Origin of the sequence: Rhizobium sophoriradicis (assembly GCF_003939025.1) — a bacterium.
In the GTDB taxonomy this organism is placed as follows: Bacteria; Pseudomonadota; Alphaproteobacteria; order Rhizobiales; family Rhizobiaceae; genus Rhizobium; species Rhizobium sophoriradicis.
Genome location: NZ_RQIH01000002.1, coordinates 259,010 through 280,892, shown reverse-complemented (window position 1 = coordinate 280,892; position 21,883 = coordinate 259,010). Strand labels below are relative to the sequence as shown.

Sequence of the window (21,883 nt, the reverse complement as noted above, 5' to 3'; positions counted from 1 at the left end):
ATGACTATGCGTGAAGCACTGATCGTCTGGGGCGGCTGGAGCGGGCATGAGCCGCAGGAATGCGCCGAAATCATCAAGGGGATGCTCGAGGAGGACGGGTTCAAAGTCTATCTCGAACATGGCACCGAGGCGCTTGCCGACCCTTCCGTCCATGATCTCAGCCTGGTCGTGCCGATCATGACGATGTCGAAGATCGAGAAGGAGGAGGTCAAGAACCTCGCCGCGGCGATCGAGAGCGGCGTCGGCATTGCCGGCTATCACGGCGGCGCGGGCGACGCCTTCCGCGACTCCGTCGACTACCAATTCATCATCGGCGGCCAGTGGGTGGCCCATCCCGGCAACATCATCGACTATACCGTCAACATCACCAGACCGGACGATCCGCTGATGGGGGGGATCTCTGATTTCCCCTATAGGTCGGAGCAATATTACATGCATGTCGACCCCTCGAACGAGGTTCTGGCGACAACCAAATTCACCGGCGAGCACGCCTACTGGATCGACGGCGTCGTCATGCCTGTCGTCTGGAAGCGCAAATACGGCAAGGGCCGCGTCTTCTATTCCTCGCTGGGCCATCAGGCCAAGGAATTCGACGTGCCGGAGATGAAGACGATCTTCCGCCGTGGCGCGAACTGGGCGGCGCGGTGAGATAGGGCCTTTCGCGGGGAACCAAAAGACCCCTCCCCAACCCCTCCCCACAAGGGGGAGGGACTAAGACGCCGCACCGCTTAACATAAACTCTACTGTATCAATCCGTCGAACGGTAACAGCCAGCAAGACCTCTGCGTTCGGTCGCCGCCGGACGCCACAGCATAGTCCCTCCCCCTTGTGGGGAGGGGTTTTTGGCAATCTCAGCGCAGAATCAACGCCGTCCCAAATAGCCCCAGCGCAAACACCGTATGCGCAAGCAGGTTGAAGCACCGGACTTTCATCGGCTTCGGATGTTTGGAAGCCGCCCAGCCGAGACCGAGGCCGGGCAGCAGCAGGAACCACCCTGCCCCGACGGTGATGATGCCGAAAATCCAGGCGGGGAGAAATGTCGGTGTAGCGAGCCAACCCTGCCCCATGATGATCGCGAAGATCACGCCATAGAGAATGCCGACGGCGTAGTGGCTGATCCAGCCGAGCGCCAATTCCCCGGCATAAGGTTCGGCATCGGCGATGTTGTCATGAAAGACCTTGCCGCGGCGAAGATGCCAGAACCAGCGGCCGACCGGCGCCCAATTGGCCGGTGTCTGGCCGAAGACCTTGGTAAGCACGATCGCCCAGAGATCCATGAGGATGGTTGCGCCGGCGCCGATCGCCAGGCCGCGCAATAGAATATCGAACATCGGGAATCACCGGAAAGTGTTGCGAATGCAGGACGCTACCAAACCATTGCGGACGCGCCGGCGCAAGGCTGCCGCGAATTCATTGCCTCAACTTCGCTTTGAATAGCTGCGACTTTGGCGGACTTTCGTCCGACACATTCGGAAGCCGCAACAAGGGGTGCGGTATCGCTTCGTGTCATGAGACTTGCGCTCCCCTGAAATTTAGCGAAAAATCCTCATCGCAATACCCGCCCCCGGACGGCAATGCGGCGCGCCTGGCTATCCATTTAATAGATCAAAGATGATTGCAGATTGACGGCAGCGTAATCGGCCCGCCGAGACTGAACAATTCGAACTTTTCTCCTATCTTCACGGCGTGGATGCGACATGACTTTCGTGGAATCGCAAGGGGACAAAAAGTATCGGACCAGCGAGCGGGTGGGCGGGCTTGTTGACTGCTCATCGCTGCAGGTCGAACTCAGGCATTTCGATCCGGGCTGGCAGGTCGACCTGACACTCGAATGCACGGAAATAGCCGTCCTGCTCTCGGGTCAGTCGAAGATCAGGTGGACCGGTGACGGCCACAGGCGGGAGGCGATCGCTCGCCCCGGTGTCGCTTGGGTATGTCCGGCGGGTGTGCATGAGAGCGGCGTAGAAATTGTGGGTACCATGCCCGAGTCCCTGCACATCTTCCTACCGCCGTCGCTCGTCGGTGAGAGCGCGCTTTCAAACTTCGACATTGACCCGGCCAAGGTGCAGCTTGCCTATGCAGGAGGCGTCCCTGATCCTACGGTGCTGCAGATCGGTCAGCTCTTTCGGGGTTTGTTGAACAGACGCCTCGAGCCTACTGACCGACTCTTCCTCGACGGACTTCAGATGGCGCTGGCGGCGCACCTGCTCGGCACCTATTCACCCGTTCGCTGGCAACCCGCCGCACGGGCGCCGAATGTCGACCGAAAAAGGCTGCAACGCGTCTTCGATTTCATTGAAGCCCGCATCGCGGCAGAAATCTCGCTGGATGACCTTGCGGCGGAGGCTTGCCTCAGCCCCTTTCATTTTGCCCGCATGTTTCGCAAGGCTACCGGCCTGACGCCGCATCGCTACGTCACCGAGCGACGGATCGAAGCGGCCAAGGAAAAGCTGCGGCTCGCACGGTCCTCGCTGGTGGAGATCGCGCTCGACACCGGCTTCGGCTCGCAGGCGAATTTCACCCGGGTCTTCCGCAAGATGACCGGCTTGACGCCCGGCCAATACCGCTCGCTCATCACCGGTTAGCGGGTTCCGCCTATCGGACATAGTTCTCCGTTCGCGTATGCCGGCAAGCCGGAGAGCAAGATTTGAGCATAGCGCAGCAAGAGCTGAAAATACTGCAGAGCGGTTCCGCCTATACACCTGTCTCATCGCGCGGGGAGCGCTAGCGCCCGAACGAAAAGAGGAGACAGGAGATGATTACCATTGACGACACTCGCAGGGTCATCGCCGCAGGTGAGGCGCGGGCCAATGAGATCGGTGTGCCAGTCAATATCACGGTCTTGGACGCCGGAGCGCATCTCAAGGCGTTCAGCCGAATGGACGGCGCAGTGCTCGGCTCGATCGACCTCGCTATGGGCAAAGCGCGAACGGCCGTATTGTTTCAAACGACAAGCGAGGCCGTCTGGGAATATTGCAAGCCCGGCGCTCCCGCCCATGGCCTCGAATTGTCCAATGGCGGCCTAACTCCCTTTGCCGGCGGCATCTCGCTCTTTGCCCGCGACGGCACGGTGATCGGCGCCGTTGGCGTTTCCGGCGGAGCGGTTCCACAGGATCTCGAAATCGCGCAGGCAGCGGCTGCGGCCGTCGCGTGAGCTGTGCCAAGACCTGATTTCCACCAACCCGAAACCATCGAAAGGAATGTCTCATGAGCAAGACCATTTTGATCACTGGCGCAGGCTCCGGCTTCGGCAAGGGTGCGGCCATCGGCATGGCCAGGAACGGCCACAGCATCATCGCGACCACGCAGGTTTCCTCGCAGGTTACGCCACTGCGTGAGGAGGTCGCCGCCCTCGGCCTCAAGAACGTCCGTGTCGAGCGGCTCGACCTCACCGATCCCTACGACATCAAGCAGGCGCAGGGCTGGGATTTCGACGTTCTTTGGAACAATGCCGGCATGGGCGAAGCCGGCCCGGTTTGGGAAATCCCGATCGAACTTGTTCGCAAAAATTACGAAGTCAACGTCTTCCTGCCGCTGGTGCTGACTCAGGGCGTCGTCCAGAGATGGGTGCGCGAAGGCAAGAGGGGCAAAGTCGTGTTCACCTCCTCGATGGGCGGCCTTTTCACTCCGGCCAACTGGGGCACCTATGTCTCCACCAAGCACGCGTTGGAATCGATCGCCGAAGCGCTGCAGCAGGAACTCGCCCCTTATGGCATCAAGATCCAGACGATCAACCCAGGCGCCTACTACACCGGCTATAACGAGACGATGGCGGACAATCCGTTCCGCTGGCTGGATGACAGCAAGAACTTCACAAAGCGCGCAGATCTGCGAAAGGGCTTCGATGATTTCTTCGCGACGCCCGAAGGCAAGATGGATCCGAAGGAGATGATCGACCGGATGATCGAAGTCGTTCCGGCCGATATCGGCAGGTTCCGCAACGTCGTTCCGAAGGTCATCGAGGACATGCTGAAGGAGCATCAGCTGAGAGCCTGGGAAAACCAGATCTAAGCAGATTGCCGGCTGCGTGCGCCGCAAGCGGCACCCGGCCAGCGGGTGTCGCCCCACTCGTTTACCTCTGGAGAAAACCATGTCCTACACTGCAACGGCAACCGTCTGCCGCCCGCAATCCCTGGCCAAGCGCATCTTCAATGCAACTCTCGGCGTCGCCGCCGCCATCCTTGCTCTGGGCGGGCTCGAAGCTCGCGCCGCAGCGCAGTCTCTCACTGAAGCCGAACGCCGCAACAAGGCAGCCGTCGAGGCTGGATTCGAAGCCTGGGCGGCCGGTACAGGCAGTCCTTACGACCTCCTCGCCGACGACGCCCGCTGGACAATCGAGGGCTATTCGCTGGCATCGAAGACCTATCCCAGCCGCGAGGCATTCCTGCGAGAGGTGATCCGCCCGTTTAACGCCCGAATGAAGGCACCGCTGAAGCCGGCGATCCGCAACGTATATGTCGACGGCGACACTGTGATCGTCTTTTTCGACGCCCGCGGCGTCGCCCGCGACGGAGAGCCCTACGCAAACACCTATGCCTGGTTTCTCGACATGCGCGACGGCCGCATCGTCCGTGCCTCGGCCTTCTTCGATTCGGTCGCGTTCAACGCCTTTTGGACCCGTGTGACGCCGGTCGACTAGAGTCTTCCAGGTCAGAACCAATCCTGCCGTTCCTAGATGGCGTGGCGGACATCCTGCACCATCACTCGGATGCCCGCTGCCTTCTCTGCGGCTTCGATCAGCCGCCCTCTTCCTGCGCTTCCTCGGCGCCGTTACCGATATCGTCACTGATATCACGGGCAGGCATGTTTCAGAGTGTGTCGCGTTCGTATCGCGGTGTCCAGCCGCGGGCCATCCCGCGGCTCATCACGCTTTCCGCCAGCGCCAGTTGCCGGCGCAGATGCCTGCAGTCGTCGAGCAGAGTGCGGATCGCCGCCTTGGCATCGTCGTCATGCCAGGCGAGCACGGCCTCCACTTCCCATGCGCGATCAGGCCAAGCCGGGGTGGAGCAAGCGAGATCGAGCCTGAATGACTTTGCCGGCTGCATCAGTTCAACGCCAGCGGCAATTGGACCGGCCGCGGCAAGGGCGGCAGCGGCCGGCTGAGTTCGACCTTTTTCTGCCAGGCAGCGCGACGCTGCTGATCCCGTTCGCGGGCCGCGCGGGAGGCTTCAACGAGGGCCAGGGCGTTGGCGATCACCTGTTCCGTATGTGTCATGACCATCTCCAGTGTTCCTGTTTTGTTCTAATTTAGACCCTGACCCGCAGAAGTCAAGTGCGGCGCGACCTTCTCGTGGAAACGGGAGAAAACAGAGATCGAGATGCGACCGCTGTTCAGTCGGCGGCTTCTATGACGGCGATGCCCGCCTCCTGAGCAGCCCTGACGAAGGCGGCCCGCACATGATCCGGCGGCAGATCGCCGATGATCGCATCCAGGCAGGCTTTGACGGCTTCGAAATATTCCTCGCCGTCGTCCACCGGCCAGTCATGGAGGAGCGTGCGCGCGGCATCCCACACAGAGTTAATAACCGCATAGTGCCCGAGCCGAATCGAGGCCAGGCCGACCGGTCGAAAATGTGCCCTCTGTCTCACTTTGCTACAGCTTTTCCTGATTTCGGCGAGCTAATCGATAATAAGCAATTTGCGTGCCGTTGGCGGCGGCTTTTCGATCCTGGCCAATCATGGCCGCGATAAACATGTCTCTCCATCCAGGATCCGGCGGGCTAGGCTTGAGACAGGAAACGCCTGCAGCCTCTCGAGGGGGTCCGGAAACCCTGCCATCAGTCAATAAACGACAGACTATGGTAAATATCAGACTTAGCGCGCCAGGCCTACTCGTTAAAACTGGCTATTTTCTTGATTATTCTACCGACGATGCAGCAACGCGTTGCTTTTGCGGAAGCAACGCAGCGCAACAATGCAACGTCGATAATCCCGAAGGTGGACGGGGAGATATCCAGATCGTACAATGCCCGCCTCTTGCACGCGGCGGATCTGGGAGGACGCGCGATGCCCATCTTCATGGATCGGCACTTTCTCGAAGGTACCTCGCCCGCCGAGGTTGCCCAGGCACATCGCATGGATATCGACATTCAGGATCGATACGGCGTCAAGTTCCTCACCTACTGGTTCGACGAGCGGCGAGGGACGGCCTTCTGCCTGGTGGATGCGCCCGATATGGCAACCGTCCAATGCGTGCATCGCGAGGCGCACGGCTTTGTCGCCAATGAGATCGTCGAGGTGGCGCTGTCGGCGGTGGAGGCCTTTCTCGGCCGCATCAATGACCCTGATCCGGCGCCCGGCCAGTCGTCGCCACAAATGGATCCAGGCCACCGGGCGATCCTTTTTACCGATATCGTCGGCTCGACCGAGATGACGGCGCGCCTTGGAGACCGTATGGGGACAGAGCTGGTCAGGGCGCATGACGCAATCGTGCGCCGATGCCTCGGCAAGAATTCAGGCCGCGAAGTCAAGCATACCGGCGACGGCATCATGGCGGCCTTCTCGGCGACAACGGCAGCCGTCGAATGCGCCATGGCGATCCAGCAGGAATTCCAGCATTACAACAGCGGCAACAATGCCCAGCCGATCCATATCCGCATCGGGATCGATTGCGGCGAGCCGGTCGAGGACAGCAACGACCTCTTCGGCTCGACCGTGCAGCTGGCGGCCCGCCTCTGCGCGGCAGCCGCCAGCGACCAGATCCTCGTCTCGGAGAATATTTTCCGGGAATACGGCGCCGCCGATCTCTTCGCCCACGCGACACGCCGCCGTCTCAAGGGATTTGCCAAGCCCGTGCTGGCCTTCCGATGCGACTGGGCCAACGCCCGCCGGCAGGTGAGCTAGCGCACCGACCCGAAAAAACCATCCCGATTTTCGGGTCGGTGCGCGTCGCCACGCGCCATGACAAGCACGCCGCCGATTTCTCGCGGTGGCCGAACCCGCCTCGATGCGGCCGTGGCAGCGCCCTTATCCGTCGCCTGTCTCAATCAGATCAAGCAGCGCCGATCGTTCGATCGTTCATCAGCTGCTCGAATTTTGGCGCGCCCTCGCCTTTTGCAAGCACGCCCGACATTTTTAGGAAGCGGCGGAAATTCTCCCTCGCCGCGTTCAACGGGAAGCGGCCGCTCGCCGTATCTCTGCACGCCTTCAGAAGCGTGTCATATGCCAGGCCTCGCTTGTCCTGCGGCCATTCGTCCAGAAAATCCATGATTTCGTCGAGACTCGTGATCTCAGCGACGAAATGCTGACGGCGAAGAAAAACCGGCTCGAACCGAGCTTCTGGCATAGTATCCTCCCATTTATATTACTTTTTTATGGGTTTATATTACTGAAAAAGCTTGAATATTTCAACATGAATCGAGTATTTTTTGCCAACAAAGACAATGCAACTACTTCCATAACGGCAGAATAGCGCGACAGATCAGCTGAACATAAAATATGCAATTACAGCTTTTGCCGCGCGCGTGATCACGTCCATCCCTGCTCGCGAATCCATGGGCTGCCATGATAGATTGCGAGAATCGAGCCGAAGGAGATGCAGATGAACCGGATTATCAGATTGGCCGCAGCCGGCGTGCTGATCGGCTTTTCCGCTCTGGGCTCCGCCTGCACCTCACCTGCGAAACACGACAGGGAGGATTATCAGTATCAGCTGGATACATCGAGGAACCCGGCTTGCGCAGGCGGGTTCAGGCCCGGCAATGCTCGCTCCTGCAGCTATTGAAAAGCATCAGGGATTTCCCTGAGCGCCAACCTCGCCAGGGGCGCCGCTCCAAGCGCGCCGCGTTCAGCTGGTGCGGGGCGTGCTGACCAGCACAGCAGCGGCGCGGTTCGCCGAAGCCAGCGCCGAGCGGATGTCACGACCGCGGGCGAGCTCGGCGGCGAGCACACCCGTGAACTCGTCACCGGCGCCGTGCGTGCTCACCACGTCGACCTTGACCGCTGCAATCGAGAAGGTTTCGCCGTTCTTCGTCGCGCAGGCTACCCCCTCCCCACCCGCCGTGACCACGACCACCGGGAAACGTTCCGCCAGCCGCCTTGCCGCCTCCAGCGCCCCGGCCAAGCTGTCGACGACCGGAACCTGCGCCAACTGCTCCGCCTCGATCGCATTCACGACGACGATATCGACAAGCTCCGCGAGGCCGTCCGACAAGGGCCGCGCCGGCGCCGCATTCAGCACCACCTGCCCGCCGGCCTCCTTCATCGCCCGTGCCGCCGCGACGTTGGCAGGATCGGGGACTTCATTCTGCAACACCAGGACGCCGCCGCCGGCAAACACCTCCCGGGCGGCATCGACATCCGACTGGCCGAGCGCAAGGTTGCTGCCCGATACGATGACCGCGCCGTAATCGCCTTGCCCATCGAAGATTGCAACGCTCATGCCGCTGCCGACGCCGGCCACCGTCTTGACGAAGCGGTGATCCACGTTGCCAAGCGCAAGGTGGTCGGTCAAAGCGCGTCCGAAATCATCGTCGGCGACAGCACCGACCATATGTGACGAGACGCCTGCCTTGGCGGCCGACAGCGCCTGGTTGCCGCCCTTGCCGCCGCATTTGGGATGCCAGCTGCTTCCCGTCACCGTTTCACCCTTGCGCGGCCGCGCCGGGCCGTACACCATAATGTCGTAGTGCAGGCTGCCGAAGACGACGACGGAGGGTGAAGCACTGGTCATGGAAGCTTGTCCTTGCGTTTGGATGTAACGGCGGACATCGTCCTTTCGAGGTTTCTCTCCGCCGCCTGGTAGTTTCTCTTGGCGACGGCCATGAAAAGCGCGTCGAGTATGTTGAGCTGCGCAATCCGCGCCGCGGCGTTTTCGCCCATCAGCGGCGATCCCTGCGCCGTCGAACACAGAACGATGTCGGCGATCTGAGCCAAAGCCGATCCGCCGTAATTGGTGATGGCGATCGTACGCGCGCCGGACTTCCGCGCGAGCTGTATCGCCTCGATCACCGCCGTCGTGTTGCCCGAATGGGAGAATCCTATAGCCACGTCGTCTGTCCCCAGCAGGGAGGCCGACATCAGCATCATGTGCGAGTCGTCCTGGACGCTGCAGCGCACGCCGATCCTCAGGAATTTGTGCGCGACATCGCGGGCGATTTGCGCCGAACCTCCGACACCATAGAAATCGCGTTGTCCCGGTTTCGCCAACAAGTCGGCAGCGCGATCGAAGGCATCGACATCAAGGATCGCAAGGGTTTCCTCCAGCGCGTTGATCGATGTACGGAAGACTTTCTGGATAATTTCGGCGGAACTGTCTTCCGCGGAAAGTTCCTGATGCATTTCCGCGGTCGGTAGCTTGTTGTAACTTGAGACGGCGGTGCGGAAGTCACGAAAGCCGCTGAATCCCAGTTTCTTGGTGATCTTCACGACCATTGCCTCGGAAACCCCGGCCTCGGCCGCCAGGTCCTTGAGAGCGGTGTCTTCGGAGAAATCCCTCAGCCCGAAAACCGTCTCGACGACACGCGCCTCCAAGGGGGTGAGCTGAGGCATCATCATCCGGATGCGCGGGCCCACCGCCTTGAGATCATTTGCAGAATTCATCCCCGTCCCCTTGTGACGCGATCGATCATCATCGCGACAAGGATAATAAGGCCAGTGGCAAGAAGTTGGTAGAAGGCCTGCACGTTCATCAACGTCAATCCATTGCGCATCGCCCCTAGAATGATCGCCCCGAGCAGCGTGCCGATGACGCTGCCCTTGCCGCCCATCAGCGACGCCCCGCCGATTGCCGCTGCGGCGATTGCGTCGAGCTCCCACAGATTGCCGAGGATCGGTTCGGCGGCCCCAAGCCGACCGATGAGGATCATCGAGGCGAGCGCCGCCAGTACACCGGAGATCACATAGGCCGTGATCTTGGTCATGGCGATCGGGACACCGGCGACGTAGGCCGCCTCTTCATTGCCGCCGACCGCAAGCAGATATTCACCCAGCGGAGTCTTCTTGAGAAGCACCCAGGCCAGGAGAGCGACGACCGCCACCATCACGACGGAATTTGGAATGCCAGCGGCGCTGCCGTTGAACAGCGTCCGGAAGTTTTGCGGGACACCGAGCACAGGGTTGCCGCCGGTATAGATGAGCGCAATAGCTCGATAGGTGCTGAGCGTGCCGAGCGTCACAATGAAGGGCTGCAGCCCGGCATAGGCGACAAGCACGCCATTGACGAGGCCACAGAGGACGCCGATGCCGAGCCCGGCAAGGATGGCGAGAGGAACCGGGACGCCGGCCACGAGCAGCGTCGCCGAAATGACGGCCGCAATCGCCGCCGTCGGACCAACGGAGAGGTCGATGCCGCCGGAGATGATCACCAGGGTCATGCCGAGCGCCAGACAGGCGTTGATGCTGGACTGCTGGAGGATGTTCAGGAGGTTTCGCTGCGAGAGAAAATCGGGAGCCAGAAGGCCGAAGATGATCACGATGGCGACAAGGCCGATCAGCGTGCCGGCGTCGCGGACCGATAAGGATCCGACAAGCCTGGTTGATGGCGCTGCGGTATTCTCGATGGTGTCAGACATAGGCTCTTTCCTGTTGGTCACACCGAGCCGATGCGGCTTGCGGTCGTGCCGACGGCATGGGAGACGATGGTTTCTTCGCTGAGTTGGTCGCGGCCGAGTTCAGCCGCGATAGCGCCGTCGCGCATCACGAGCACACGGTCGGATACCCTCAGCACCTCCGGGAGTTCGGAGGAGACGACGACGACGCAGTGCCCGTCGGCGGCAAGGTCTTCGATCAGCTGATAGATTTCGGATTTGGCGCCGACGTCGATGCCGCGGGTCGGCTCATCGAAAAGGAGAATGCGCGAGCCGGCCGCCAGCCACCGTGCAATGATCGCCTTCTGCTGATTGCCGCCGCTGAAAAGCTTGATCTGGCGATCTAGCTGAAATGGCCGCAGATTGACGCGTTTGAGAAGGTCTTCCGCGGTTCGCTTGAGCTTGCGGTGGTTGATCATACCTGCCTTGGAGAAACGCGCCATCGAAGGCAGCGCCATGTTCGAGGTCACCGACCTCCCCGGAATAATCCCTTCCCGCTTACGCTCCTCTGGGAGCAGACCGATGCCGGCGGCGATCGCGGCACGAGGATTGGATAGCGCCAAGGTCGTCCCATCGACTTTGACGGTGCCTGACGTCAGCCTATCAGCGCCGGATATGGCGCGCAGAAGCTCCGTCCGGCCGGAGCCGACCAGACCAGCCACGCCGAGAACCTCGCCCTGGTGCAGGTCGAACGATACGTCGCGGATACGGTGCGTTGAAAGATTGCGGACTTCGACACTCACCGTGCGGGTCGCGTGCGAATGGTGCTCTTCAGCCAGCAATTCGCGGCCGACCATCATGCCGATGACTTCATCAGGCGCGCTCGCCCTGAGATCGATGCCTGTGCGCACGACCCTTCCGTCACGCATAACCGTCGCCCTGCGGCAAACTTGGAAGACCTCGTCCATCTTGTGGGACACATAGATGATCGACACGCCGCTGGCGGCAAGCCGTTCGATGATCTCGGCCAGCCGGTCAAACTCACTGGGCGTCAGGCTCGATGTCGGCTCGTCCATGGCAACGATCCTGGCTTTGTCGAGCAGCGCGCGGGCGATCTCGACGACTTGCCGCCGGGCCACCTTCAACGAGGAAATCGGCGCAGACGGGTCGATCGCCGGATCGATCATCGCCAGAGCTTCAGCCGCTCGGCGCTCCTGCTCGCGTCGGTCAACGATGATGCCTCCAAGCCTGGTGAGGGAATGACCAAGAAACATATTCTGGGCGACGGTGAGATGGGGAACCTGCTGGAGCTCCTGATGGATCATGGCGATCCCTGCCTGGCGGGCGCTTTCCGGCTTGCGGAAATGATGGACCGTCCCATCGACCTTCACCTCGCCCTGCGTCGGCCGAAAGACACCGGAGAGGATGCGCAGGAGTGTCGACTTTCCCGCCCCGTTCTCCCCAAGAAGCGCGTGAATTTCACCTGGCGCGACGTCGAAGGAGACTTCCGAGAGCGCCTTGACGCCGGGAAAGACCTTGGAAATGTCTTCGAATGCCAGTCTGGAAGGAGCCATGGAACCGAACCCTTTGTGAATGAGGACGACCGGCCGAGCGCCGGCCGTCCCGCCTTGGGAGGCGCTTACTTGCCTGCGGCCTTCATCAGCACCGTGCGTATGTCGACGCCCTGACCCTGGAAGTCCTTGACGTTGTCCTTGGTAATCAGCGCCTGCGGCGTCGCCACAACGCGCGGCAGCTTCTGGCCCGCAACGAGGCGAAGAGCGACTTCCATCGCGACCTCGCCCGTCAGAATCGGGAAGCTGTCGACGGTGCCCGTGAGCTCGCCGGCTTCGATCGACTTATAGGCGTCCGATATGCCGTCGGTGCCGAACACCACGACCTTGTCCTGCAGTCCCGCCGCCTTCACGGCTTCGACGACGCCGAGCGCCATGCCGTCATTGTTGCAGTAGAAGCCGACGAGATCGGGATGTTGCTGCAGGATGGTGGTCGCGGCGTCATAGGACATCTGCCGATCCCAGTTGCCGGGAACGCTTGCGACCACGGTGAACTTGCCACCTTCCTCGATCGTGCTCTTGAAGCCGCTGGTGCGCTGCACGGCGGCGTAGACTCCCGCCTGCCCTTCGATGATCGCGACCTTGCCGCCGTTCAGGCGGTTTTCGACGAACCACTTGGCGACGCGGACGCCGTTGTCGCGCTGGACATTGCCGACATAGTGCTCCGCCTGCGGGATCACGGCGTCGTTGACATTGACGACAGGGACATTGGCCGCCTTGGCCTGTTCCATGACCGGTTGGAGATTGGCGTCAGTCTGCGGAGAGACGAGCAGAACATTGTAGCCCTGCGTGACCATGCCTTCGGCGATCGTCAGCTGGCCGAGCTGATCGCCTTCGCTTTGGGCAGCCTGATAGGCGACGCTCACACCGAGCTTGTCCGCGAACTTCTGGTAACCCTCGCCGAGCGAGCGCCAGTATTCATTGGTCAGCGTCTTGGAGACACCGCCGACCTTGAGACCTTCGGGCGGTTTCGCCAGTGCGCCGAGCTTGGCATCGAGGTCGGACCAGTCCATGCGGTCCGGCTCGGAGTCCGAGTTGAGCGGCTTCAGTTCCTGCGCTGTCGCGATGCCAGCACAAAGGGTGGCGGCAAGAGCCGCGGCAAAAAATCTGTTCATGGAATTCCTCCCGGAGAGTTAAGTCGGTTCAGTGGTCCGCGCCGAGCATCAACTCCTGTACAATGGCCAGCGTGGAAAGGGCGTCCTGTCGGTCAATCGCGCTCGATAGGCGGTTGTCCTGCTCGAGGCGGTCGACGACCCTCAACATCCGTCGGACGGTCTTGATGTTGACCTCGCATTCGCGGACCGGGTCGAGACCGGTCAGATCGGGGAACGTGTCGAAATAGATCGCGCCGTCATAGCCATCCCGGCGAATCTGGCGGAGCAACTCGATGGTCTGCAGCGAATGAACGGCGCCGACCATCAGCCCGTCGTCGCGCTTGGCGTAGCCATCATTCAGATGGACGCCGAGAACCCGGCTGTGACGTGCGATCAGGGCCGCCGCGAAGGCGGGTTGTTCGTCGGCATAGAGGACATGGGCGAAATCAAGCGTCACGCCGAGATTCCCGGCCCCCACTTCCTTGATGGCGAGCAGCGTTGTCGCGGCATCAGGCAGCAGGCTGTAGGAGCGCGGCTCGTTCGGCTTGTATTCGATGGAGATCAGGCAATCCGGGTCATGTTGACAAACTTCACGGATTCCGTCGATTTCGTGTTGCCACAACCGAGCATAATCGGCCTGGAAAGCGTAATCGAAGCCATCCTGCCCGAGCCAGATGGTCATCAGGTTCGCGCCGGCCTCGCGCGCTGCGTCGATGCCTTTCTTCGTCAGATTGATCGCTTCGCGGCGAACCGCTTCCTCCGGATGTGTGAAGGCGCCGAGCTTGAAATCCGGATTGGTGTAGTAGCGCATCGCGAAGCCATTGATCGACAGGCCGAAATCGCCAAACTTCCGGGCCAACTCAGCCGGATTGTCGTTCACGTGATCGGGGTAATTCAGGTCGAGGTCGGTCAATCCTTGCACGCGAGCCGCACGCTCCGCCATCTGCAGGACGGACGGCTTTCCAGACTGCCCGGGCCAGGCGAGGTGCGCACCAGAGGCGAAGGAATTCAATCGTGTGGCAAAACGTGTCTCGCTCAAGGCATTCGTCCCGTCTGTGAAGCTTTACACTGCTTCACAGATTTTTGCATATTTGTAAAGCAGAATATGTACTGCGAGGCACCATCTGAAGCGGCAGAGCGGTGACGGAGCTTCCCCGTGCGGCTGGGAGCCCTGTCTGCGCAGGTGGATCGAGGCCAACCGATAGGGGATGCGATCTGTCCGTAACAGCTGTTCGCAGGCTGCCCGACCGGCCGCCTCGAGCGTCGTTGGAATGCGTCCCTTCCCGCCCTCTTCAGCCTTTAAATTGTGTCGTTTCCGCACCACTGCCTGCAGGGTTGTAAAAATCCGCTTGGCAATGGCGAAATGCTCCGGTACATAAAGCTCACCGCTTCAGATCGAACATAGGGAGGCGTTGCATGACAGCAGCATTCATCGACAGCTTCCCGCACGGCATGCGACGACACTAGGTCCTTGCCATTCGCGGCCCGCCCCGAGCGCGCCACATGCGGTTTTTCCACTCTTCATAGCCCGATTGATCTGACGGGATCATTTCGCCTCCCGCCCGGGCTGTGTCATCCAACTCTCGATTTTGAGGCCGGTTGCCGAATTACGGGCCGGGCAGGTTAAAATGACGCGCAAGAAGCTCGATTTCCGTGCCGATGCCTATCGCCAGGTGCTCGGCTTCGTTTTTCATCATTGGAGCCATCAGCGCTCTCTTGTCGGCGCTATTGTCGTGCTGGTGATATCAAGCACGCTCGCCGAAGTCATGGTGCCGGTGTTTTCCGGCCGCATCGTCGATGCCATTGCCGGCGCCACGGCAGCCGACGGCGCCCTAAACGCTTTCGCCGTCGTCGTGGTTCTCGGCCTCACCAGCGTGGTGTTGCGCTGGTTCATCTTCAACGGCATTATCCGGCTGACGCTCCGCATCATGGCGGATGTGGTCAATAACGGCTTCCACAAGGTGCAGCGCTTTTCGACCGACTGGCACGCCAACAGCTTTGCCGGCTCGACAGTGCGCAAGATCACCCGCGGCATGTGGGCGCTCGATTCGCTCAATGACCTGCTGCTCGTCGCCCTGCTGCCCTCCATCGTCATGCTGATCGGCGCCAGCATCGTGCTCGGCAGCTACTGGCCGGTCATGGGACTGTTCGTGGCAGTGGGATCGCTGATCTATATCGGCGCGACGGTGGCGCTTTCCATGGGTTTCGTGTCCCCGGCAGCGCGGCTTGCCAATGCCTGGGACACCAAGCTCGGCGGCGCGCTGGCCGATGCCATCAGCTGCAATTCGGTGGTCAAGGCCTTCGGCGCCGAAAGCCGCGAAGAGGCGCGCCTGCGCCACGTGCTGGCAAGATGGGACAGGCGCACCCGGCGGACATGGAAGCGCGGCACGTTGAGTGGCACGATCCAGGGCTTCATGATGGTGTCCATGCAGGCGGGCATCCTCGGAACGGGTCTGGTCATGTGGCAGCGGGGGTTGGCGACGCCCGGCGACATCACCTTCGTGCTCGCCATGTTCTTCGTTCTGCAAGGCTATTTGCGCAATGTCGGCCAGGACATCCGCAACCTGCAGCGCGCCGTCAACGACATGGAAGAGCTGGTGCTGCTCGACAAGATGCCGCTTGGCGTCGAGGACAGGCCGGACGCCAGGCCGATCGCGATCGATACGGGCGAGATCGTCTTCGATCGCGTCACCTTCCAGTATGGTGCTCATCCCGATCCGCTCTATCAGGACTTTTCAGTCACCATCAAAGCGGGCGAGCGTGTCGGCCTCGTGGGGCATTCGGGCTCGGGCAAGACGACCTTCGTCAAGCTCATCCAGCGCCTCTACGACGTCAATTCAGGCGCCATCCGCATTGACGGACAGGATATCGCCGATGTCAGGCAATCGGACCTGCGCGGCCAGATCGCCATCGTGCAGCAGGAGCCGATCCTGTTCCATCGCACGCTGGCGGAAAACATCGCCTATTCCAGGCCGAACGCCTCGCGGCGCGAGATCGAGCAGGCGGCGAAACAGGCCAATGCGCACGGCTTCATCATCGGCCTGCCCAAGGGCTATGAGACGATGGTCGGCGAACGCGGAGTCAAGCTGTCGGGCGGCGAACGCCAGCGCGTCGCCCTCGCCCGCGCCTTTCTGGCCGATGCGCCAATCCTGATCCTGGACGAGGCGACCTCGAGCCTCGACAGCGAGAGCGAACAGCAGATCCAGCAGGCCATGGAACGGCTGATGGTCGGCCGCACGACGCTCGTCGTCGCCCACCGCCTGTCGACGGTGCGGGCGCTCGACCGGCTGCTCGTCTTCGACAAGGGCAAGATCGTCGAGGAGGGTGACCACCAGGCGCTGATCCGGCTCAATGGCGGCATCTATCGCCGGCTGTTCGAACGCCAGGCACTGGAACTGACCAAGGGACTGGTGGCCTGAACCTGAATGCCGGGGCTGACGTCCCGGCATTCAGACGACTGACAAGAGGCGCCCCTTCGTTTCGTCAGGGGGCTTGGCAAGCACCAGAGCTAAGGGCAAGGTTTGCCAATGGCCGAAACGCCAAGGCCACTGCTCCCAAACCACCTCCGCCTTCTACCAACATCAGAGATTGACAACCTCCCCTGCCCGCCTATCGTCGGCCGGCGGGAAAACCTTTTGGTGTTCATGCCTGGAGTGACGCGGCATCTGATTGATCGAGGCGATGGCGCTGCTGTCGAGCTTTTCCAGGCTGAGGCCGCCGGTGCGGCGCCGGCCGGTGCGATCCTGTTCGTCCACGGCAATCAGGGCGGCCTTCTGCTTGGAGCGAAGGAATTCGCCGATAATGGAACCTTGCTTCGCTTCTCGTCCCGCCTGAATATCACGGCGGCGGCTGTATCACAGCCCGGCTTTGGGGCTTCGGACGGCCCGGCCGATTTCTGCGGTCCATCCACTCAGCGGGCGATCATGGCCGCCCTCTCCTTCCTGAAGCAACAACCGTCCGTCGCTCCCGAGCGCATCGTCCTCTACGGCAACAGCAGGGGAGCCGTTGCTTCGGCAATGGTCGCGGCTCAGTTTCCCGACCTTAGAGCCATCGTTCTCTCGAGCGGCGTCTATGATCTTGAAGCCGTCTTCATAAACAGCCCACCCGGCCTGCAAAGAGCGATCGAAACCGAAGCCGGCCTGTCGAAAGAGGCTTTCCTAAAGCGCTCAGCCTTGCACCATGCGCAAAATATCCGCTCGGAAACACTCCTTCTGCACGGACGGCACGACGATCGCGCTCCCGTTGCTCAGGCCGAAAGTTTCTCGAAGGCTCTGTCCGATGCCGGAGTCCCGGTTAGTCTCAGCATCTTCGAATGCGGGCATCGTATCCCGCGCGAACACTCTCAGGCGGCCCTTCGGCCCTTCCTGCAGCGGATATTCGGTGCTCGCGTAACCTCTCACTAGGCGTGCATCCTACTCGACCACCCGGTATATCTCGGCCAGGTCGCACAAGTCCCAGCTCCCGCCAGTCAAAACCGCACAGACCTTCTCATCCGGGCTGTGTTCAGGTCGAACGCGCTTTCGCCTCGATGCCGGCGTTCAGCGCAACGACGCTCACGACAGGGCAAAGATCCTGACCTCCCTGCCGATGCCCTGGAGTTCCGCCATCCGGGAGGCCGAGCTGATGCCGCTGTCACGCAGGATCTCCGAGACATTGACATCCTCGACGATCGCCTCCGTCGTCATGATCACGTTGGGGTCGGCAAGGCCCTGGACGCGCGAGGCGATGTTGACGGTCTGGCCGAAATAGTCCTGCCGATCGTTGAGGTTGACGGCGAGGCACGGTCCCTCGTGAATGCCGATCTTCAGGAGCAGGTCCTCGCTGCCGTGTTCGGCATTCAACCGGCGCATCGCCTCGCGCATTCTGAGCGCTGCCGCCACCGCACGGTCAGGGCTCGGGAAGGTCGCCATGACAGCATCGCCGATCGTCTTGACGACGGCGCCCGCTTCGGTGGCGACGATCTCGTGAAGAACGCGGAAATGCGCCCGCACCAGGTCGAAGGCGGCAAGATCACCGACACGCTCGTAAAGCGCGGTCGAGCCCCTCAGATCAGTGAACAGAAAAGTCAGGCTGGTGATCTTCAGGCGCTGGTCGACGTCGAGCGTATCGGTCCTGTAGATGTCGCGGAAGCTCTGGTTGGTCAGCAGGCGCTTGGCCGTCAGAAACGGCCGCCGGCGGCCCAGGAGATCGTGCAAATCATCTCCGGCGATGCAGACATTCGGCACCACCCGGCGATCGGTATGGTTCTCCAGGGTGAGCCGCAGCAGACCCGGGCGCAGCGTCACGGTTTCGTTCAGCGCATGCCCGCGGCTGATGACCATCGACAGGGCCTGGCGTTCGCTGGTGGGTTCACCCTGCACATCGATAAACTGCGCCGAGTGCGTGACCGCCTCGAAGATGATGACGAATTGCGCCGGTAGCTGCAGCGAGACGAAAGCCTTCTCGCCCGGCGCCAGCTCGATCATCTCCAGCAGTATGCGTTGAAACTTCGCTTCCAGATCCTGCGGCAGGTCGACGCCGGAACTGAAGAATATCTGGCGATAATATTCGAGCGGCGGCAGCCTGTCGGGATCGTGGGCGGCAATCCCGCGCACCCGCGGACTGACGGTAAAGGTGACCTCGACCATCTCGTCGAGGGTCGGTTCGTATCCGGCCGCGCAAAGCGCGCAATGATAGGTGTCCTGGACGACGCCTTTCAGGGTCGCGCCGCTGTCCAGAACGCCGCCGCATCCCGGACAAAGCACGTTCCAGGTCATCTCGAACGCGCCTATGCGGGCGGCATGCAGAAAGGCGGCAATGGTTTTCTCTTCCTCGAGATGATGTTTTTCGGCGAAGGCGAGTACATTGATGCGATTGAGCTCGCGATCGGCGCCATGCCTGACGACGTTTTCGATGCACTCGACTACCTGCGGGTCAGCCGCCTGTCGCAGGGTGGCAAAAAGCACGTCCATTTCGCTCATTTGGATAGTCTCTACGCGCATGACAGGACAGACAACGTCAATGCGCGATCATAACACGACAACCTGCCAATAGAAATCGATGGGGCCGCTTGCTTGCCGATCGACAGAGTCCGCCGGTAGCAATCGCCTGTCGGGCCGCCCGTCCCCGTTGCATCTCCGTTTCAACAATTTGCAGGACAACGGAGAAAAGTGCGAGCATCACCCCCTCGCCCTCCTTTACAATCGATCGGTTCGGCTCCGGCCGATCGACGAAGGAGAAGCGATGGATCGTCTTGAGGAGAAAGGGGCTCGATCGGCAAAGCCGGCGGAAAAAGCCGCTCATGCGGACGCGCTCGCACGGGATATCACGGCGATCAAAATCGGCGATTGTCTGCTGGGCTACAAGGCCGTGCAGCGCCGGATGCGGGGCGGCCGCTGGAACCATTTCCGCGGTCGCATGCGCGAGATCGAGAAATTGATCCGGCACCGCCATGGAGAGATCGTGCCGGAGGCGGATGACGCCCTGATCTATGTCGAGGTGATCGCCAGCCTTGCTTTCGTCGAGTTCAAGGAAGGGTTTGTCGAGGTGGTGCTCGGCTGGGCGGCGCGGTGGGTCCCCTGGGCTGGGAAGGCCGCGATCGAGGAAATCATCTATGAGCGGACAAAGGTGCGCTTTTCCCCGCTTTCCGCCGACGCGCTCGGCCATGCCCTGCATCTGAGCTACGCCGAACGCTGCGCGCTCGATATCCGCACCGTCGGCGCCTTCGACGTACCGACGGCGAAAAGGGCAAAACTGCAAAAGGCAAAGCGCCGCCAGCGCGAGCAGAACCGCAAAGAGCAGCAACGCCGCGCCGCCGGCGCTGTTCCCAGAGCCGACTATCTCTCCAACTCCCTCAGCCAGTCCCGCCCATGGGAGGCCTTCGGCATCAGCCGTCGGACGTGGGAACGGCGCGGCAGGCCGATGCCGGAACCCGAGGCGATACCGGAGGGCGGCTCGATCCCGCTCGCCGCTTAACCGGGGCTGCGGCTCTCAGGCGGGTGGTCCGAACCAGGGGATCATCGCGTCGTGAAGCCCATCCTGCGTCCCCTCGCCGACCCATGCCACATATCCGTCGGGCCGGATCAGCACCGCGCTCGGCGCCGAAACTGCCCCGAGCGTCGGCAGTTCCCATGGACCGCCATAGCTCGCCTGAACCAGCCGGACGCGGCCTGACCATGGCGCGATGTCGAGGCTGCCGGCGGCGCCGAGATTCAACAGCACCGGCCGCGCGTTTCTGAGCAGCGCAAAGACACGCATGGCCCCGTCCGGGGTGGCGAGGTCGAGGTCGGGCATGCGGCGGCCGAGCAGCGGGTGCCCCTCGCCGAGATCGTAGCGGAGGGCAAGTCCGGACATCTCGCCGGCAATCGTCTTGCGGGCCTCCTCCAGCCCAAGCAGCTCCAGCACGATGTCTCTCAGAGCTTCGGTGCGGTCATCTGAGCGCTGCAGGGCGACCTGGGCCATTGTCGTGCGCAACACGCGGGCGGCGACCGGATGCCGCTCGGCATGATAGGTATCGAGCAGGGGCTCAGGCGATAGTCCCTTCACCACCTGGGCAAGCTTCCAGCCGAGATTGACGGCATCCTGGACGCCGGTATTGAGGCCCTGCCCGCCCACCGGCGAATGCACATGCGCTGCGTCCCCCGCCAGGAATACCCGGCCCTTGCGATAGGCCGCCGCCTGCCGCGACATGTCGGTGAATCTGGAAATCCACTTGAGACCATGAATTCGGTAATCCGTGCCGCAGGCGGCGATCAGCGCTTGCCTGAGATCGCCGAGCGTCGGCTCGCCTGCTGCGCCGGCATTGCTTTCCGTCACCATGATGTTGATCGGGCCTTCGCTGGCAAAGACGACCTTGCCGTCGCGAATTTCATAATCCTCGCGGCCGAAGGCATGCATGCCGAGCGCCGTGCGATGGACGCCGAGCGGCGGCTCCTCCTCCATCTCGGCCTCGGCGAGAATATTGCTGGTCGTCGCGTCCCAGCCGGGAAATTCAATATTGGCCAGCTTGCGAACCAGGCTGCGGCCGCCATCGCAGCCGACCAGGTAATCTGCGCGGATTTCCGAAGCGTCGGAGAGTTCGACGGTCACAGCAGTAGCGTCCTGCACGAAGCCCGTCAGCTCGCAACCGCGATAGATCACGACCGGCAGCTCTTCGACCCAGCCGGCCAGGATGCGCTCGATATGCTTCTGCCGCAGCGCCAGCCCGTAATTGTGCCGCGTCGGAAAATCGCTGATATCAAGCCGCGTGACCGCAAATCCGGTCACCTGGGCCACCTGCCCCTCGGCCAGGAACCGCTCGACTATGCCCCGCTGATCGAAAACCTCGAGCGTGCGCGCGCTCACGCCGCCGGCACGCGAACCGACGATCTCCTGGTTCAGGCGACGCTCGACAATGGCGACATCGACGCCCGCCAAGGCCAGCTCGCCCGCCAGCATCAGCCCCGTGGGGCCTCCTCCGGCAATCACGACCGCATGTTCCCTCATCCGCAAACTCCTCTGCTCCGACTGTCAGGATAACGTCTCAGCATTCCACACCGACCGGCGGCTTGGTGCTCCTGCTGTTTGACCGGCTCTCTCAGGTGCCGAATTCCCCTGTCGCAGGTTGTTCCCCCTATAAATATAAGCTCTCTACTGGTGGGAAGGACTTGCGACAGGATTTCGGCTTGCCTTCCAAAGCCCTTTTCGTTGCCGCTCGTGCGGCTTCTTGGCTTAGACCCAGGCGCTTCAACACGACCAAACCGGGTCAGCGCCGGATTTGGCAAAACGCCATCAA

General features: G+C 61.7%; 23 protein-coding genes. 10 read left to right on the top strand and 13 right to left on the bottom strand.

Translation table 11 applies throughout. The features are described from left to right. Positions 1-6: 6 nt before the first annotated feature. Positions 7-648, top strand: a complete 642-nt coding sequence (locus tag EFR00_RS03775) for a ThuA domain-containing protein (protein WP_077993736.1) — start codon at positions 7-9, stop codon at positions 646-648. 203 nt (positions 649-851) lie between these two features. Here the strand turns inward: EFR00_RS03775 and EFR00_RS03770 are convergent, their stop codons facing one another. Then, positions 852-1,331 (bottom strand): DUF2938 domain-containing protein, encoded by a 480-nt coding sequence (locus tag EFR00_RS03770; protein ID WP_077993739.1) that lies wholly within the window; start codon positions 1,329-1,331, stop codon positions 852-854. 366 nt (positions 1,332-1,697) lie between these two features. Here EFR00_RS03770 and EFR00_RS03765 point away from each other — a divergent pair, with 366 nt between their 5' ends. The 4 genes from EFR00_RS03765 (at position 1,698) to EFR00_RS03750 (ending at position 4,639) form a co-directional block, all read left to right on the top strand. Then, entirely contained in the window at positions 1,698-2,585 is an 888-nt protein-coding gene (locus EFR00_RS03765) for an AraC family transcriptional regulator (protein WP_077993744.1), read from the top strand. A gap of 170 nt (positions 2,586-2,755) precedes the next feature. Then, positions 2,756-3,154, top strand: a complete 399-nt coding sequence (locus tag EFR00_RS03760) for a GlcG/HbpS family heme-binding protein (protein ID WP_077993746.1) — start codon at positions 2,756-2,758, stop codon at positions 3,152-3,154. Between the two features lie 53 nt (positions 3,155-3,207). Beyond that, positions 3,208-4,011 carry an SDR family oxidoreductase gene (locus EFR00_RS03755; protein WP_077993748.1) on the top strand — a complete coding sequence of 268 codons (804 nt, stop codon included), beginning with the start codon at positions 3,208-3,210 and terminating at the stop codon, positions 4,009-4,011. Positions 4,012-4,090: 79 nt separating this feature from the next. Further along, positions 4,091-4,639, top strand: coding sequence for a nuclear transport factor 2 family protein (locus tag EFR00_RS03750; RefSeq protein ID WP_077993750.1), 549 nt, complete (start codon positions 4,091-4,093; stop codon positions 4,637-4,639). A 169-nt stretch (positions 4,640-4,808) separates the two neighbouring features. Here the strand turns inward: EFR00_RS03750 and EFR00_RS03745 are convergent, their stop codons facing one another. From EFR00_RS03745 to EFR00_RS03735, 3 genes are all read right to left on the bottom strand, one after another. After that, complete coding sequence (locus tag EFR00_RS03745) at positions 4,809-5,045, bottom strand: hypothetical protein (RefSeq protein WP_077993752.1); 237 nt, start codon at positions 5,043-5,045, stop codon at positions 4,809-4,811. Further along, positions 5,045-5,215, bottom strand: coding sequence for a hypothetical protein (locus EFR00_RS03740; protein ID WP_164517744.1), 171 nt, complete (start codon positions 5,213-5,215; stop codon positions 5,045-5,047). The genes EFR00_RS03745 and EFR00_RS03740 overlap by 1 nt, the downstream gene beginning before the upstream one ends. Positions 5,216-5,331: 116 nt before the next feature. Next, complete coding sequence (locus EFR00_RS03735) at positions 5,332-5,589, bottom strand: DUF982 domain-containing protein (RefSeq protein WP_077993755.1); 258 nt, start codon at positions 5,587-5,589, stop codon at positions 5,332-5,334. Between the two features lie 417 nt (positions 5,590-6,006). On the opposite strand from EFR00_RS03735, the gene EFR00_RS03730 reads away from it, so the two are divergent. Further along, positions 6,007-6,843 (top strand): nickel-binding protein, encoded by an 837-nt coding sequence (locus EFR00_RS03730; RefSeq protein ID WP_077993757.1) that lies wholly within the window; start codon positions 6,007-6,009, stop codon positions 6,841-6,843. Between the two features lie 148 nt (positions 6,844-6,991). On the opposite strand, the gene EFR00_RS03725 is transcribed toward EFR00_RS03730, so the two are convergent. After that, positions 6,992-7,285, bottom strand: a complete 294-nt coding sequence (locus EFR00_RS03725) for a DUF982 domain-containing protein (protein WP_010055560.1) — start codon at positions 7,283-7,285, stop codon at positions 6,992-6,994. Positions 7,286-7,540: 255 nt separating this feature from the next. Between EFR00_RS03725 and EFR00_RS03720 the strand changes: the two genes are divergently transcribed. Further along, positions 7,541-7,723 (top strand): hypothetical protein, encoded by a 183-nt coding sequence (locus EFR00_RS03720; protein WP_077993759.1) that lies wholly within the window; start codon positions 7,541-7,543, stop codon positions 7,721-7,723. Between the two features lie 63 nt (positions 7,724-7,786). On the opposite strand, the gene EFR00_RS03715 is transcribed toward EFR00_RS03720, so the two are convergent. From EFR00_RS03715 to EFR00_RS03690, 6 genes are all read right to left on the bottom strand, one after another. Next, positions 7,787-8,671 carry a ribokinase gene (locus EFR00_RS03715; RefSeq protein ID WP_077993761.1) on the bottom strand — a complete coding sequence of 295 codons (885 nt, stop codon included), beginning with the start codon at positions 8,669-8,671 and terminating at the stop codon, positions 7,787-7,789. Further along, complete coding sequence (locus tag EFR00_RS03710) at positions 8,668-9,540, bottom strand: MurR/RpiR family transcriptional regulator (RefSeq protein WP_038688805.1); 873 nt, start codon at positions 9,538-9,540, stop codon at positions 8,668-8,670. Before EFR00_RS03710 ends, EFR00_RS03715 begins: the two co-directional genes overlap by 4 nt. Beyond that, the gene (locus EFR00_RS03705; protein WP_077993763.1) at positions 9,537-10,511 is read right to left on the bottom strand and encodes an ABC transporter permease; all 975 of its coding nucleotides are present in this window, start codon (positions 10,509-10,511) and stop codon (positions 9,537-9,539) included. The genes EFR00_RS03710 and EFR00_RS03705 overlap by 4 nt, the downstream gene beginning before the upstream one ends. A gap of 17 nt (positions 10,512-10,528) precedes the next feature. Then, entirely contained in the window at positions 10,529-12,040 is a 1,512-nt protein-coding gene (locus tag EFR00_RS03700; RefSeq protein WP_077993765.1) for a sugar ABC transporter ATP-binding protein, read from the bottom strand. Between the two features lie 65 nt (positions 12,041-12,105). Beyond that, a complete protein-coding gene (locus EFR00_RS03695; RefSeq protein ID WP_077993768.1) occupies positions 12,106-13,152 on the bottom strand; it encodes a sugar ABC transporter substrate-binding protein in 1,047 nt (348 codons plus the stop codon). Positions 13,153-13,180: 28 nt separating this feature from the next. Next, a complete protein-coding gene (locus tag EFR00_RS03690; RefSeq protein ID WP_077993771.1) occupies positions 13,181-14,170 on the bottom strand; it encodes a sugar phosphate isomerase/epimerase family protein in 990 nt (329 codons plus the stop codon). Between the two features lie 589 nt (positions 14,171-14,759). Between EFR00_RS03690 and EFR00_RS03685 the strand changes: the two genes are divergently transcribed. Both EFR00_RS03685 and EFR00_RS03680 read left to right on the top strand, forming a co-directional pair. Continuing rightward, positions 14,760-16,550: an ABC transporter ATP-binding protein gene (locus EFR00_RS03685; protein WP_077993773.1), complete on the top strand. Its 1,791-nt coding sequence runs from the start codon at positions 14,760-14,762 to the stop codon at positions 16,548-16,550. Positions 16,551-16,775: 225 nt separating this feature from the next. Continuing rightward, on the top strand, positions 16,776-17,534 hold the full coding sequence (locus EFR00_RS03680) for an alpha/beta hydrolase family protein (RefSeq protein WP_077994085.1): 759 nt from the start codon (positions 16,776-16,778) through the stop codon (positions 17,532-17,534). Between the two features lie 150 nt (positions 17,535-17,684). Here EFR00_RS03680 and EFR00_RS03675 read toward each other — a convergent pair whose 3' ends face one another. Next, on the bottom strand, positions 17,685-19,091 hold the full coding sequence (locus tag EFR00_RS03675; RefSeq protein ID WP_077993775.1) for an adenylate/guanylate cyclase domain-containing protein: 1,407 nt from the start codon (positions 19,089-19,091) through the stop codon (positions 17,685-17,687). Positions 19,092-19,353: 262 nt separating this feature from the next. Between EFR00_RS03675 and EFR00_RS03670 the strand changes: the two genes are divergently transcribed. Beyond that, positions 19,354-20,085, top strand: a complete 732-nt coding sequence (locus EFR00_RS03670) for a hypothetical protein (RefSeq protein WP_077993778.1) — start codon at positions 19,354-19,356, stop codon at positions 20,083-20,085. Positions 20,086-20,100: 15 nt separating this feature from the next. On the opposite strand, the gene EFR00_RS03665 is transcribed toward EFR00_RS03670, so the two are convergent. Continuing rightward, positions 20,101-21,594 (bottom strand): FAD-dependent monooxygenase, encoded by a 1,494-nt coding sequence (locus tag EFR00_RS03665; protein ID WP_077993780.1) that lies wholly within the window; start codon positions 21,592-21,594, stop codon positions 20,101-20,103. Between the last annotated feature and the right edge of the window lie 289 nt (positions 21,595-21,883).